12 protein-coding genes and 2 riboswitches are annotated in these 11,761 nt (G+C 67.5%); of the genes, 5 read left to right on the top strand and 7 right to left on the bottom strand.

Annotation, left to right across the window (positions count from 1 at the left end; translation table 11 throughout):
• Window positions 1–3: 3 nt before the first annotated feature.
• Together cobW and DID96_RS03960 are read right to left on the bottom strand one after the other, a co-directional pair.
• Complete coding sequence (cobW, locus tag DID96_RS03965; RefSeq protein ID WP_124597947.1) at window positions 4–1,092, bottom strand: cobalamin biosynthesis protein CobW; 1,089 nt, start codon at window positions 1,090–1,092, stop codon at window positions 4–6.
• Window positions 1,093–1,118: 26 nt separating this feature from the next.
• Window positions 1,119–2,177, bottom strand: a complete 1,059-nt coding sequence (locus DID96_RS03960) for a HoxN/HupN/NixA family nickel/cobalt transporter (RefSeq protein WP_124597946.1) — start codon at window positions 2,175–2,177, stop codon at window positions 1,119–1,121.
• Between the two features lie 189 nt (window positions 2,178–2,366).
• A riboswitch (cobalamin riboswitch) is annotated at window positions 2,367–2,632 on the bottom strand.
• 162 nt (window positions 2,633–2,794) lie between these two features.
• Between DID96_RS03960 and DID96_RS03955 the strand changes: the two genes are divergently transcribed.
• The 5 genes from DID96_RS03955 to DID96_RS03935 all read left to right on the top strand — a co-directional run bounded on the left by DID96_RS03955 (window position 2,795) and on the right by DID96_RS03935 (window position 8,539).
• On the top strand, window positions 2,795–4,933 hold the full coding sequence (locus DID96_RS03955; protein WP_124597945.1) for a TonB-dependent siderophore receptor: 2,139 nt from the start codon (window positions 2,795–2,797) through the stop codon (window positions 4,931–4,933).
• Between the two features lie 92 nt (window positions 4,934–5,025).
• Window positions 5,026–5,266: riboswitch (cobalamin riboswitch) on the top strand.
• A 169-nt stretch (window positions 5,267–5,435) separates the two neighbouring features.
• A complete protein-coding gene (gene cobA / locus DID96_RS03950; protein WP_124597944.1) occupies window positions 5,436–6,200 on the top strand; it encodes a uroporphyrinogen-III C-methyltransferase in 765 nt (254 codons plus the stop codon).
• The gene (locus DID96_RS03945) at window positions 6,200–6,574 is read left to right on the top strand and encodes a cobalamin biosynthesis protein (RefSeq protein WP_124597943.1); all 375 of its coding nucleotides are present in this window, start codon (window positions 6,200–6,202) and stop codon (window positions 6,572–6,574) included. Before cobA ends, DID96_RS03945 begins: the two co-directional genes overlap by 1 nt.
• 54 nt (window positions 6,575–6,628) lie before the next feature.
• Window positions 6,629–7,231 (top strand): cob(I)yrinic acid a,c-diamide adenosyltransferase, encoded by a 603-nt coding sequence (cobO, locus tag DID96_RS03940; protein ID WP_124597942.1) that lies wholly within the window; start codon window positions 6,629–6,631, stop codon window positions 7,229–7,231.
• Between the two features lie 3 nt (window positions 7,232–7,234).
• Window positions 7,235–8,539 carry a cobyrinate a,c-diamide synthase gene (locus DID96_RS03935; protein ID WP_124597941.1) on the top strand — a complete coding sequence of 435 codons (1,305 nt, stop codon included), beginning with the start codon at window positions 7,235–7,237 and terminating at the stop codon, window positions 8,537–8,539.
• A 135-nt stretch (window positions 8,540–8,674) separates the two neighbouring features.
• Here the strand turns inward: DID96_RS03935 and DID96_RS03930 are convergent, their stop codons facing one another.
• The 5 genes from DID96_RS03930 to vapB all read right to left on the bottom strand — a co-directional run bounded on the left by DID96_RS03930 (window position 8,675) and on the right by vapB (window position 11,658).
• Window positions 8,675–8,974 (bottom strand): type II toxin-antitoxin system RelE/ParE family toxin, encoded by a 300-nt coding sequence (locus tag DID96_RS03930; RefSeq protein ID WP_124597940.1) that lies wholly within the window; start codon window positions 8,972–8,974, stop codon window positions 8,675–8,677.
• Entirely contained in the window at window positions 8,964–9,209 is a 246-nt protein-coding gene (locus DID96_RS03925; RefSeq protein WP_124597939.1) for a type II toxin-antitoxin system ParD family antitoxin, read from the bottom strand. Before DID96_RS03925 ends, DID96_RS03930 begins: the two co-directional genes overlap by 11 nt.
• A gap of 193 nt (window positions 9,210–9,402) precedes the next feature.
• Window positions 9,403–10,566 (bottom strand): M20 aminoacylase family protein, encoded by a 1,164-nt coding sequence (locus tag DID96_RS03920; protein ID WP_124597938.1) that lies wholly within the window; start codon window positions 10,564–10,566, stop codon window positions 9,403–9,405.
• A 415-nt stretch (window positions 10,567–10,981) separates the two neighbouring features.
• Window positions 10,982–11,398: a PIN domain-containing protein gene (locus tag DID96_RS03910; RefSeq protein ID WP_124597937.1), complete on the bottom strand. Its 417-nt coding sequence runs from the start codon at window positions 11,396–11,398 to the stop codon at window positions 10,982–10,984.
• A complete protein-coding gene (gene vapB / locus DID96_RS03905; RefSeq protein WP_124598049.1) occupies window positions 11,395–11,658 on the bottom strand; it encodes a type II toxin-antitoxin system VapB family antitoxin in 264 nt (87 codons plus the stop codon). The genes DID96_RS03910 and vapB overlap by 4 nt, the downstream gene beginning before the upstream one ends.
• Window positions 11,659–11,761: the final 103 nt, after the last annotated feature.

Genomic DNA, 11,761 nt, shown 5'->3' with positions numbered 1-11,761 from the left:
TCGTTACGCCTGTTGCAGCTCGGCCGCGAGCGCCGCGTCGAACGCGCGCTGCAGTTCCGCCGCGTCGAGGTCCTCGCCGATCAGCACGAAGCGGCTCGTGCGCGCTTCGCCGTCCTGCCAGCGGCGGTCGAAGTAGCAGTCGAAGCGGCGGCCGACGCCCTGGATCACGAGGCGCATCGGCGCGTCCGGCAGCGCGGCGAAGCCCTTTGCGCGATAGATCGTGTGCGTCTCGACCAGGCGCTTGAGCGCGGCAATCGTCGCTTCCCGCGAGCCCGCATCGCCGCTGACGACGACCGAGTCGAAGTCGTCGTGATGGTGATCGTGATCTTCGTCGTCGGCCGAGCCGTGATGGTCGTGGCGCAGGTGAATGGTGTCCTCGGACGCCGATTCGAGCCCGAGCAGCATCGCGAGATCCAGCTCGCCGCGCGTCGCTCGCACGATCTTCACCTGCGGCGGGATTTCTTCGCGGATGGCGGTCTCGACCCGTGCGAGCTGCGCGTCGTCGACGAGATCAGCCTTGTTGACGATCACGAGATCGGCAGCCGACAGCTGGTCGGCGAACAGCTCGTGCAGCGGCGATTCGTGGTCGAGGTTTGGATCGGCGCGGCGCTGCGCGTCGACCGCCTGCGGGTTTTCCGCGAACTGCCCGCTCGCAGTGGCCGGCCCGTCGACGACGGTCACGACTGCGTCGACGGTGAAGCTGTTGCGGATCGTCGGCCAGTTGAACGCCTGCACGAGCGGCTTCGGCAGCGCGAGGCCGGACGTCTCGATCAGCACGTGATCGATGTCCGCGCGGCGTTCGACGAGCGCCTCCATCACCGGGTAGAACTCCTCCTGCACGGTGCAGCAGAGGCACCCGTTCGCGAGTTCGTAGAGCTGACCGGACGCCTCGCCCTGCGCGCCCTCCGTATCCTCGCAGCCGATGCCGCAGCCCTTGAGGATTTCGCCGTCGATGCCGAGCTCGCCGAACTCGTTGACGATCACCGCGATACGGCGGCCGTGCGCGTGTTGCAGGATGTGGCGCATCAAGGTCGTCTTGCCGCTGCCGAGAAAGCCCGTGACGATGGTGACGGGCAGCTTGCGCATGGTCATGGAAGGTCCTGTGTCGAAAAAGGGAGTCAGGCGGAGATCGTCACGTCGATCTCGTCGTAGCGTTTCAGGCGATAGATCGCGGCCGACACGAGCCAGCACGCGATGAACAGGCCGATCACGAAGTAGCCGAGCATGCCGAAGTGCGATGCCACCATCGACGCGAAGTCCCACACGGGGCCTTGCAGCGACAGCTTGTCCGCGAGCAGCGCGAGCACCTCGATGCCGCCGATCAGCGCGGCGACCAGCACCGACACGAACGTGATCGTCATGTTGTAGTAGATCTTGCGGATCGGCCGCACGTACGCCCAGCGGTACGCGCCCATCATCAGGATGCCGTCGGTCGTGTCGACGAGCGTCATGCCCGCGGTGAACAGCGCCGGCAGCGCCATCACCGACCAGAACGACAGGCCGCCCTGCACCTGCGTCGCGGAGATGCCGAACAGCGCGATCTCGGTCGCGGTGTCGAAGCCGAAGCCGAACAGGAAGCCGACCGGATACAGGTGCCAGCTGCGCGACACGAGGCGGAACAGCGGCCGGAACAGGCGCGCGAGCACGCCGCGCTGGTTCAGCAGCAGGTCGAGATCGGCATCGACGATCGCTTCGCCGCGGCGTGCCGCGCGGAAGGTGCGGTACACGGAGATCAGGATCAGCAGGTTCGCGGTCGCGAGCAGCAGCAGGAAGAACGCCGACACGCACGTGCTGACGACGCCGCCCCACGCCTTCATGCTCTCGAAGCGCGCGAGCGACGCCGCCGTCAGCGCGACCACGACGGACATCACGATCACGACCGTCGAATGGCCAAGCGAGAAGAACAGGCCGGCGCCGAGCGGGCTGCGGCCTTCCTGCATCAGCTTGCGGGTGACGTTGTCGATGGCCGCGATGTGGTCGGCGTCGACCGCGTGGCGCAGGCCGAACACGTACGCGAGCACCGCGGTGCCGAGCAGCACCGGCTGGCCGTGGAACGCGATGAATGCCCAGATCCACGCGCCGACGTTGAAGGCGAAGAGCAATGAATAGATGGCAATGATCTTGCCGCGCAGCCCGGACGGGCTGTCGTTGAACAGGCGGAAAAGCGAGTCGAGCATGATGCTCCTTGGCGAACGGTCGACATGATGAATGCCAACACGGCCGGCGCCGCGTGCCCGGGCCCGCGCATGCCGCCGGATGCCGGGCCGGCCACGCGCGAAGCGCGCGGCGGATCGGAATACGGGAGACGCTCGGGCAGCCGGACGCATGGTGGCTGCGGACGTGGACGATGCGCCGCATCCCCGCGGCGCTGAACCCCTCGTCTCGGCCGGTATCCGGGCTGACGAACACGCCGCTTCGCCTTCCCGGACACGCGTGGCGTCCAGTGGCTGTCGTCCGCATGCGAGCACACATGCGGCGAAGCGGCGCTGCCTTGCGCGTGGCGCAAGGCGTTCGCTTACCGTTGCGGGGGCAGCACAGGTTGGCGCGACTGCGGTGCAGGCAGGCTCCCTGTTTCCCGTTTGACTGCGCGCGCCGGAGGGCGCGCGCGAGCACCGAAACGCGTGCGAGTGTAGGCGTCGCGGGCGGGAGCGTCAAGGCGAGGGGCAGGCGCGCACCGGCCACAAATGCGAATGATTGTCATTTTCAACCAATCAAGATAAACTTCGCCTTCAATTACCAAAATGATTCAGGCAACGGCAATGCTAGGCAGTCAATCAGTCATCCTGAAATTCTCATGGCAACACACCAGACATCCGGGCGCCGCTGCCCTGTCCTCACGCTGTCGCTGTGCTCGATCCTTTCCGTCGCCCCCTGCCCTTCCGCTGCCGCAGCGTACGAAGGCGAACTGCCGGTGGTAGAAGTGCGCAGCCGCCGCCATCCGCTGGATCCTCGCCCCGAATACGTCAGCACGGCGACCCGCAGCGCGAGCGATCCGCGCGACGTCCCGCAATCGATCGACAGCGTCCCGGTCGAGGAAACGCTGTCCTATGGCGGCCGCACGCTCGCCGACGCGCTGGCGGGCGTGCCAGGCATCTCCAATACGTCGGACACGCGCTTCGATTCGTTCCGCATCCGCGGATTTTCGAGCGCAGGCGACCTGTTGCTCGACGGCATGCGCGACGACGCGCAGTACGTGAGAAGCCTTGGCAATATCGAGCGCGTCGAAGTGCTGAAGGGGCCGGCAGCGGCACTGTACGGACGCGGCAGCGGCGGCGGCGTCGTCAACCGGATCACCAAGCAGCCGATGCCGGAAAGTTTCGGCAGCCTGTCGGCGACGACGGGCAGCTACGGCCGCCTCGGCGCAGCGCTCGACGTCAACCGCGCATTGTCGAGCGAATGGAGCGCACGTCTGAATGCCGGCCGCGAGCATGACGGCAGCTTTCGCGATCAGGTCGACGGCACACGCCAGTATGTCGCACCGTCGATCAAATGGCAGGACGCGCGGCGCAGCTGGCTGATGCAGTTCGAATACGACGAGTACGAGCGCGTGCCGGATCGCGGCCTGCCCGCGCCGGTCGCCGCGGTCGACAGCAACGGCAAGCCCGTCGCGTATGCGCTGCCGAGCGCGTCGCGCAGTACGTTCTTCGGCGCGGCGGGCCGCGACTTCATTCGCGACGCCAACATGAACTGGCGCTCGGTGTTCACGCAGCGGCTCGGCGGCGACTGGCGGGTGCAGCAAGTGCTGAGTGTGCTCGACCTGCACAGTACGTTCGACAACACCTATGTCACGCAGGGCTATCTCGCGAAGCCGCGCGACTTTCGCCGCGTGCAACGTGCGCGCTACCTGCAGGACTTGAAGCAGATCAACGTTCAGACAGGTATCGAAGCGAGCGGCAAGCTTGTTACCGGGCCGGTCGCGCATCATCTTCTGTTCGGCATCGAATACGGCTGGCAAAGGCGCGAGCCACGGCTGTGGCAGGCCGACGCGGCGCCGGTCTCGATCGTCGATCCCGACAATTTCGCGCTCGCCAGTTCGGCGCCATGGCCATTCTCGATGAACCGCCATCTCGTCAACGACTACGCGGTGTATGGGCAAGACCGGATCGACATCGGGCGGTCATGGAAACTCCTGGCCGGCCTGCGCGGCGATCGTTTCGACGTCGATTCGGCCAACGCGCTGAACGGCCTGCGCTCGCAGCGGACGACGACCGCGTGGAGCCCGCGCCTCGGCGTCGTGTGGTCGCCGCTCCACGCACATAGCGTTTATGCGTCGTACAGCAAGAACTTCGCGCCGGTCGGCGGCGATCTGATCGGCATCACGCCGAATGCGCGCGGCAATGCCAACGATCTCGGCCCGCAATACACGCGCCAATACGAGATCGGCGTGAAGAGCGACTGGCTCGGCGGCAAGTTGAGCACCACGCTCGCGCTGTTCCAGCTCGACCTGTACAACCGCCGCGTCGCTGATCCGGTACGTCCCGGATTCTTCGACCTCACCGGCCTCGAACGCAATCGTGGCGTCGAATTGGGCATCGCCGGCAGGCTGGCGGGCAACTGGTTCGTCCGCGGCGGCATTGGCTGGCAGCACGCGCGGATCATGGAAGCCGAGGCCGCGTTCATCGGCAAGCGATCGGCCGGTGTATCGTCGTCAAACGGCAATCTGTTCGTCGGCTATGCGCCGCTGCTCGGCTTCTTCGCCGAAATCGGGATGATCTACGAAGCTTCGCGGTACGTCGATCGCGACAACCTGCTCAGGCTGCCGGCATATGCACGCTGGGACGGCAAGCTCGGGTACCGTACGCGCGACCTGGAACTGACGCTCGCGGCCGTCAACCTGGCCGATCGCGACTACTGGGCCAGCGCGACGGGCCTGTCGCAGATCGTGCCCGGCGCGCCGCGGATGTTCATGCTGACGGCGGCGTACAAATTCTGACGCGACAGATCCGTTACCGCTAACGTCGAATCGAATCGCGGCGGCGGCCGTCCGGACGTTCCGCCGGCCCTTGTCCGGCGCACGCCTGTGCTATCGTATGCGCCGCGTTCGGTGCTCGCGCCTGCCCTCTGGCGGGCGCAGTTAAACGGGAAACAGGAAGTGGACCACCGCTCGGCCTGTGCTGTCCCCGCAACGGTACGCCGCCCGCGTGACACGCTTTCAAGCGCGCACGCCCATGCCGCCCTCGATGCCACTGCCCGCCTGCCTCGGGTGGGAAGGCCGCGACCTGGCAAGCGGCCAGCCCGGATACCGGCCGACGCAAGGGGCGAGCGACACGCTCGCCGAACGCCCGGTCCGCGGGGGACGGACTGTGTGCGCGTGTCTTCCGTGTTCGCACGGGCCTCGTTCGATCCGCTATGCATCGCCTGCCTGCCGGCCGCCTGTGCGCCGCCCGTTTGCCGTTTCCCCCGTCTTCGACACGGTTCGCGCCGTGCTGCCCCCGATGAGCCGCGCATGGCTGATTGGCGCAGGCCCCGGCGACGCCGACCTGCTGACCCTCAAGGCAGCGCGCGCGATCGGCACGGCCGATGTGCTGCTCGTCGACGATCTCGTGAACCCCGAGGTGCTGCAGCATGCGCGCGCCGATGCGCGGATCGAGCACGTCGGCAAGCGCGGCGGTCACGCGTCGACGCCGCAGGAAACGATCGTCGCCGCGATGCTCGCGCACCTGCGCGCGGGCCGCAGCGTCGCGCGCCTGAAAGGCGGCGACCCGTTCGTGTTCGGCCGCGGCGGCGAGGAACTGATTGCGCTCGGCGCGGCCGGATTTCCGGTCGAGGTCGTGAACGGCATCACGGCCGGCATCGCCGCGCCGGCTACGCTCGGCATTCCGGTCACGCATCGCGGCGACGCACAGGGCGTGATCTTCGTGACCGGGCACGGCGCGGGCGACGACGAGCCCGACTGGCGCGCGCTCGCCGCAACCCGCATGACGCTCGTGATCTACATGGGAATCCGCCGGCTCGGCGCGATCGCCGCCGCGCTGCAGGCGGGCGGCCTGCCGGACGACACGCCGTGCGCGGCAATCGAATCGGCAACGCGGCCCGAACAGCGGCGCGTGCTGGCGACGCTCGCGACCCTCGTCCCGGCGGTCGGCGCGGCCCGCATCGGCTCGCCGGCGATCGTCGTGATAGGCCGCGTCGCGGCGCTGGCCGCCGATCCCGCGGTGCAGGCCGCGCTGGCGAACGGCGCGCGGCCGGAGCGTGCGTGATGCAGGTCGCGCTCGGCCTCGGCTTTCGCGCGGGCATCGGCGCCGCGCAGCTCGACGCCGCGATCCGTGCTGCGCTCGCGCAGCATCCGGACGCGCAGCCGGCCGTCGTCGCGACGCTGGCCGACAAAGCCCGCACACGCGCGCTGCGCAAGCTGTGCGCACGGCGAGGCTGGCCGCTCGTCGCATTCGACGCGGCGCAGCTTGCCGCGCACCCCGAGCTCGTGGCGAGCGGCCCGTCGGCTGCGGCGCTCGCCCGCTTCGGCGTGGCGGGCGTCGCGGAGCCATGCGCGCGGCTTGCCGCGCCGCGCGGCCGGCTGCTCGGCCCGAAACTCGCACGGGACGGCGTGACGGTCGCGCTCGCCGGCCCGTTTTGAACCTTCGCGTTGAACCTTCGCATTGAACCCTTTGTTACGACAGGACGAATTCCGATGAAAACCGATCCCGAAGCGCATCAGCGGATGACCGAGCGCCGCCGCGCCGGCCACGAGAAGAAGCAGGCCGCCGCCGTCAACGAAAAGGGCCTGCTGATCGTCAACACCGGCAATGGCAAGGGCAAGAGCACGGCCGCGTTCGGCATGGCCGTGCGCGTGCTCGGCCACGGGATGCGGCTCGGCGTCGTGCAGTTCATCAAGGGCGCGCTGCACACGTCCGAGCGCGACTTCCTCGGCGCGGTCGCGCACTGCGATTTCGTGACGATGGGCGACGGCTATACGTGGAATACGCAGAACCGCGACGCCGACATCGCGACCGCGCGCAAGGGCTGGGACGAGGCGCGCCGGATGATCGAAAGCGGCGACTACCAGATGGTGATCCTCGACGAGCTGAACACCGTGCTCAAGTACGAATACCTGCCGCTCGACGAAGTGCTCGCGACGCTCGCCGCGCGCCCCGCGTCGCTGCACGTCGTCGTGACGGGCCGGCATGCGCCCGACGCGCTGATCGACGCGGCCGACCTCGTCACCGAGATGCGGCTCGTCAAGCATCCGTACAAGGAGCAAGGCGTGAAGGCGCAGCGCGGCGTGGAGTTCTGAGCGATGCCCGCCTGCCCCGCGCTGTTCGTCAGCGCGCCTGCGTCCGGCCAGGGCAAGACCTCGGTGACGGCCGGCCTCGCGCGGCTGCACCGCCGGCTCGGCCGCCGCGTGCGCGTGTTCAAGACCGGCCCGGATTTTCTCGACCCGATGCTGCTCGAGCGCGCGAGCGGCGCGCCCGTGCACGCGCTCGATCTCGGGATGGTCGGTGAAGCCGGCTGCCGCGCGCTGCTCGCCGACGCGGCACGCGACGCGGACCTGATCCTGATCGAAGGCGTGATGGGGCTGTTCGACGGCACGCCGAGCAGCGCGGATCTCGCGGTCGCGTTCGGCGTGCCGGTCGTCGCGGTGATCTCGGCGAAATCGATGGCGCAGACCTTCGCGGCGATTGCGTTCGGCCTCGCGCGGTTCCGGCCCGGCCTGCCGTTTCATGGCGTGCTGGCGAACCGCGTCGGCTCCGCGCGTCACGCGGAATTGCTGCAGCAGGCGCTGCCCGGCGATCTGCGCTGGCTCGGGCATGTGCCGGCCGATGCCGGCATTGCGTTGCCCGAACGCCATCTCGGGCTGCATCAGCCGCACGACATCGGCGACCTCGACGCACGGCTCGACCGCGCGGCCGACGTGCTGGCGAATACGGCGCTTGCGGAATTGCCGCCTGCTGTCGCGTTCGAGGAACCGCACGCGACTGAGCCGCTGCCGCGCGCGCTCGCCGGCAAGCGCATCGCGATCGCGCGCGACGCGGCGTTCTCGTTCATCTATCCGGCGAATCTCGCGCTGCTCGATGCGCTCGGCGCGCAGTTGCGGTTCTTCTCGCCGCTCGCCGACGAGCCGGTGCCCGGCGATTGCGACGCGCTGTTCGTGCCGGGCGGCTATCCGGAACTGCACGCGGCAACGCTCGCGGCCAACGCGACGAGCGCGCGGACGATTCGCGCGCATGCGGCGGCCGGCAAGCCGATCGTCGCGGAATGCGGGGGGATGGTGTATCTGTGCGACGCGTTGACGGACATCGACGGCACGACGACGCCGATGCTCGGCGTGCTGCCGGGCCGCGCGACGATGCAGCGGCGCTTCGCTGCGCTGGGCATGCAGCAGCTCGCTACGCGCACCGGGCCGATGCGCGGGCATACGTTCCACTATTCGCGGCTCGACACGCCGCTTGCGCCGGTCGCGGCTGCAGTCCGCCCGGATGGCGGCGCGGGCAGCGGCGAAGCCCTGTATCGGGCCGGCGCGATCGTCGCGACCTACATGCACATGTACTGGCCGTCGAATCCGCTGGCGACGGCGGCGCTGTTCAGTGGCGGGACAATCTGAGTTGTGCGCTGACGACAGGCACGCAATCGTGCAGTAACGGCATCGCTATAACACAGCCGAATTGCATTTTCAGCTGTGCTCCAGACCTCGGATCGTTGCGACGCTGCGCCTGCGCTTCTGCTCCCAGGCGACGACTTACAAATGGCGCTCGACGTCCATCCGCTGGTGCAGGATCCGAATCACGTCGAGGTCGTATGCCGCTTCACGATAAAACACCACGTGCGAGCCGACCGCGTACCGGAAGTATCCGTCTCGCACGGTACAAACGCGACCGCTCTTGTCGCCACGCGCAAAGGCTTCCATTGTCTCAATCAGATCGCGGTGATACTGATCGGCCTGCTCAAGCGACCAATTTGTGAAGGTGTAACGCCAGATTTCCTCAAGATCGGATTCGGCCAGCGGCGTCAGCCGGAGTTGCCTGGCCTTAACGGCCATGGGTTGCCCGCATCCGAGCCAGGAAAGCTTCGCTATCGAATGGCGCGGGTGCCCCCGACGCTTCGCCGGCTTTTAGCGCTTCTTGCAATGCGCGAACCTGCGTTTCATGTGATTCGAGGAGTCGCAGCCCGGCTCGCACGACATCGCTCGCCGAGCCGTATCGACCCGATCGAACCTGCGCGTCGACGAATTCGGCAAAGTGGTCGCCAAGCGAAACGGACGTGTTGCGTGACATGTGTAACCTCCTCTTCAACACGGCCATCATATACCAAAGTTTGGTACATTCTTGTACTGCAACCAGAGTAGCCGCAGTTGATCCGAAATCGGGGTTCCTTTGGAATGGCTGGTACGGCCGGCCCCCGCCTTACAGGTGACCGTGCTGTTTGCCGCATTGGATTGCTACGCAACGCTTGCGCAGCGCCATCCCTTCAGACCAGAAACGCCTCGGCCAGCTTCACCCAGTAAGACGCCCCCGTCGGCAGCGCCGCGTCGTTGAAGTCATAGCCGGGGTTGTGCACCATGCAGCCGCCCTCTCCATCGCCGTTGCCGATGATCAGGTAGCAGCCGGGCCGCTGCTCGAGCAGGAACGCGAAATCCTCGCTGCCGGTCAGCGGCACCATCCCGTCGATCAGATTCGCGTCGCCAACCCATTCGCGCGCGACATCCTTCGCGAACGCGGTCATCTCCGCATCGTTGACGAGCACCGGATAGCGGCGCTGGTAGTCGATCGTCGCGGTCGCGCCGAATACGGCGGCCTGCGCGTGCACGACTTCCGTGATGCGCTGCTGCAGCAGGTCGCGCACGTCCGGCTTCAGCGCGCGCACCGACAGGCGCATCTGCGCGCGGTCGGGAATCACGTTCGGCGCATCGCCCGCATGGATCGCGCCGACCGTGACGATCGCCATGTCGAGCGGCGACACGTTGCGCGACACGATCGTCTGCAATGCAACGACGATCTGCGCGCACACGACGACCGGATCGATCGCCCTATGCGGCACCGCGCCGTGACCGCCGCGTCCCTGCACGTCGACGATCACCGTATCCGACGACGCCATGAACGGCCCCGGCAGGAAACCGAACTTGCCCGTCGGGAAGCCCGGCATGTTGTGCATCGCGAAGATCGCATCGCACGGGAACTGCTCGAACAGGCCGTCGTCGAGCATCTTCTTCGCGCCGCCGAGCCCTTCCTCGGCCGGCTGGAAAATCAGGTTCAGCGTGCCCAAGAAGCGCCGCTCGCGCGCGAGATGCTTTGCCGCCGCGAGCAGCATCGCCGTGTGGCCGTCGTGGCCGCACGCATGCATCTTGCCGGGAATCGTGCTCTGGTACGGCAGGCCGGTGGTTTCGTGAATCGGCAGCGCGTCCATGTCGGCGCGCAGGCCGAGACGCTTCGCGCCGTCGCCGACCTTCAGCTGTGCGACGACGCCTGTGCCGCCGAGCCCGCGATGCACCGTGTAGCCCCATGCCTGCAGGCTTTCGGCAACGAGGTCGCTCGTCGCGAGTTCCTCGAAGCCGAGTTCGGGGTGCGCGTGGATGCGGTGCCGGATCTCGATCATTTCGTCGGCGAGGCCTGCGGGGATCACGCTGTGCGTCACGGTGTCGTCTCCAGTGTCGGCGGGAGCGCGTGCTTGGGCACCGACTCCGGTCCATGGTTTGCGAGGAATGTGCGGGCAAGCATAGCCGCTCGACAGGCAACCGGATAGACGAATAGTCGTAAACGCGGCAACCGGCGGTTGCCTTTCATTTCGCGTTTCGCCGAGCCCCGACTCGGGGTGATTCCTTCGGGCACCGATGCTCGGGAGATATGCGGATCGGGTCGCGACTGGCGACTGGCGACAGCCGCAACCTCGCCACTGCCGAAACGATCCATGACCGATACCTCGCCCGGCCCGGCGCTTGAGATCGCCGCAAGCCGGCCGCTCGAGCCGTCGACCGTCGCAATGCTCCGGCACATCCGGGAGGCCTGCGCGCACGTCGACACCGGCTTCGACGTGGCCGGCGCCACCGCGCTCAGACCGCCCAGTCCTCGAGCGCCAGCCCACCGACGCGACTGAATTCACGCGTATTGTTCGTCACCAGCACTGCGCCGGCCGCGATCGCGTGCCCCGCGATGGCCGCATCGTTGGCGCCGATCGGCGTGCCGCGCGCAGCGAGATCGGCGCGAATGGCGGTCGTCGCCTCGATCGCCGCCGTGTCCCACGGCAGCACGCCATCGAGCCGCGCAACGAATCCGGTCACGAGGTCGGCATGCTTCGGCGACGCCTTCCTGCCGACCGCACCGAAACGCATTTCCGCATACGTGACGGCCGACACGACGATCCGATGCTGCGCGTTGACGCACGACTGCAGCCGGGACAGGACCGCCGCCGGTCGCTCGCGCACGATGAACGAACAGATGTTCGTGTCGAGCATGTAGAGCTTCGTCACCGGCCGGACTCCGTCGGCGCGTCATCGGCGCCGGAGAGGTCGAAGCGACCGGATTCGACCACTTCCGTGCGCTCGGCGAGGAAATCGGCATCCGCGAGCGGCTCGCTCGCGAACGACATCCAGCTCGGCCGCACGGGACGCAGCAGCAACGTGTCGCCCTCGCGACGAATCTCGAGTTCCGTCACCCCTTCGAACTCCATGTCCTTCGGGATGCGAATCGCCTGATTGCGGGCATTCTTGAAAATGGAAACGGTGCGCATGATCCACCCCCGGAAAAAACGATGCGCCCACTCCAAACATATGTCGGCATATGTCAACGCCGATTTGCGTCTCCCGGGAGTCCATTGGCCGGATGGCCAATGA

Origin of the sequence: Burkholderia sp. Bp8963 (assembly GCF_003854275.1) — a bacterium.
In the GTDB taxonomy this organism is placed as follows: Bacteria; Pseudomonadota; Gammaproteobacteria; order Burkholderiales; family Burkholderiaceae; genus Burkholderia.
The sequence above is the reverse complement of the archived record's forward strand: the minus strand, read 5'-3'. Positions and strand labels throughout refer to the sequence as shown.

Excerpts from the sequence above, each read along its gene's own strand:
- DID96_RS03935 (WP_124597941.1), top strand. The coding sequence starts at position 7,235 with ATGCCCGCCTGCCCCGCGCTGTTCGTCAGCGCGCCTGCGTCCGGCCAG.
- vapB (WP_124598049.1), bottom strand. The coding sequence starts at position 11,658 with ATGCGCACCGTTTCCATTTTCAAGAATGCCCGCAATCAGGCGATTCGC.
- DID96_RS03955 (WP_124597945.1), top strand. The coding sequence starts at position 2,795 with ATGGCAACACACCAGACATCCGGGCGCCGCTGCCCTGTCCTCACGCTG.
- DID96_RS03960 (WP_124597946.1), bottom strand. The coding sequence starts at position 2,177 with ATGCTCGACTCGCTTTTCCGCCTGTTCAACGACAGCCCGTCCGGGCTG.
- DID96_RS03930 (WP_124597940.1), bottom strand. The coding sequence starts at position 8,974 with ATGGCCGTTAAGGCCAGGCAACTCCGGCTGACGCCGCTGGCCGAATCC.
- cobO (WP_124597942.1), top strand. The coding sequence starts at position 6,629 with ATGAAAACCGATCCCGAAGCGCATCAGCGGATGACCGAGCGCCGCCGC.
- DID96_RS03945 (WP_124597943.1), top strand. The coding sequence starts at position 6,200 with ATGCAGGTCGCGCTCGGCCTCGGCTTTCGCGCGGGCATCGGCGCCGCG.
- cobW (WP_124597947.1), bottom strand. The coding sequence starts at position 1,092 with ATGACCATGCGCAAGCTGCCCGTCACCATCGTCACGGGCTTTCTCGGC.
- DID96_RS03925 (WP_124597939.1), bottom strand. The coding sequence starts at position 9,209 with ATGTCACGCAACACGTCCGTTTCGCTTGGCGACCACTTTGCCGAATTC.
- cobA (WP_124597944.1), top strand. The coding sequence starts at position 5,436 with ATGAGCCGCGCATGGCTGATTGGCGCAGGCCCCGGCGACGCCGACCTG.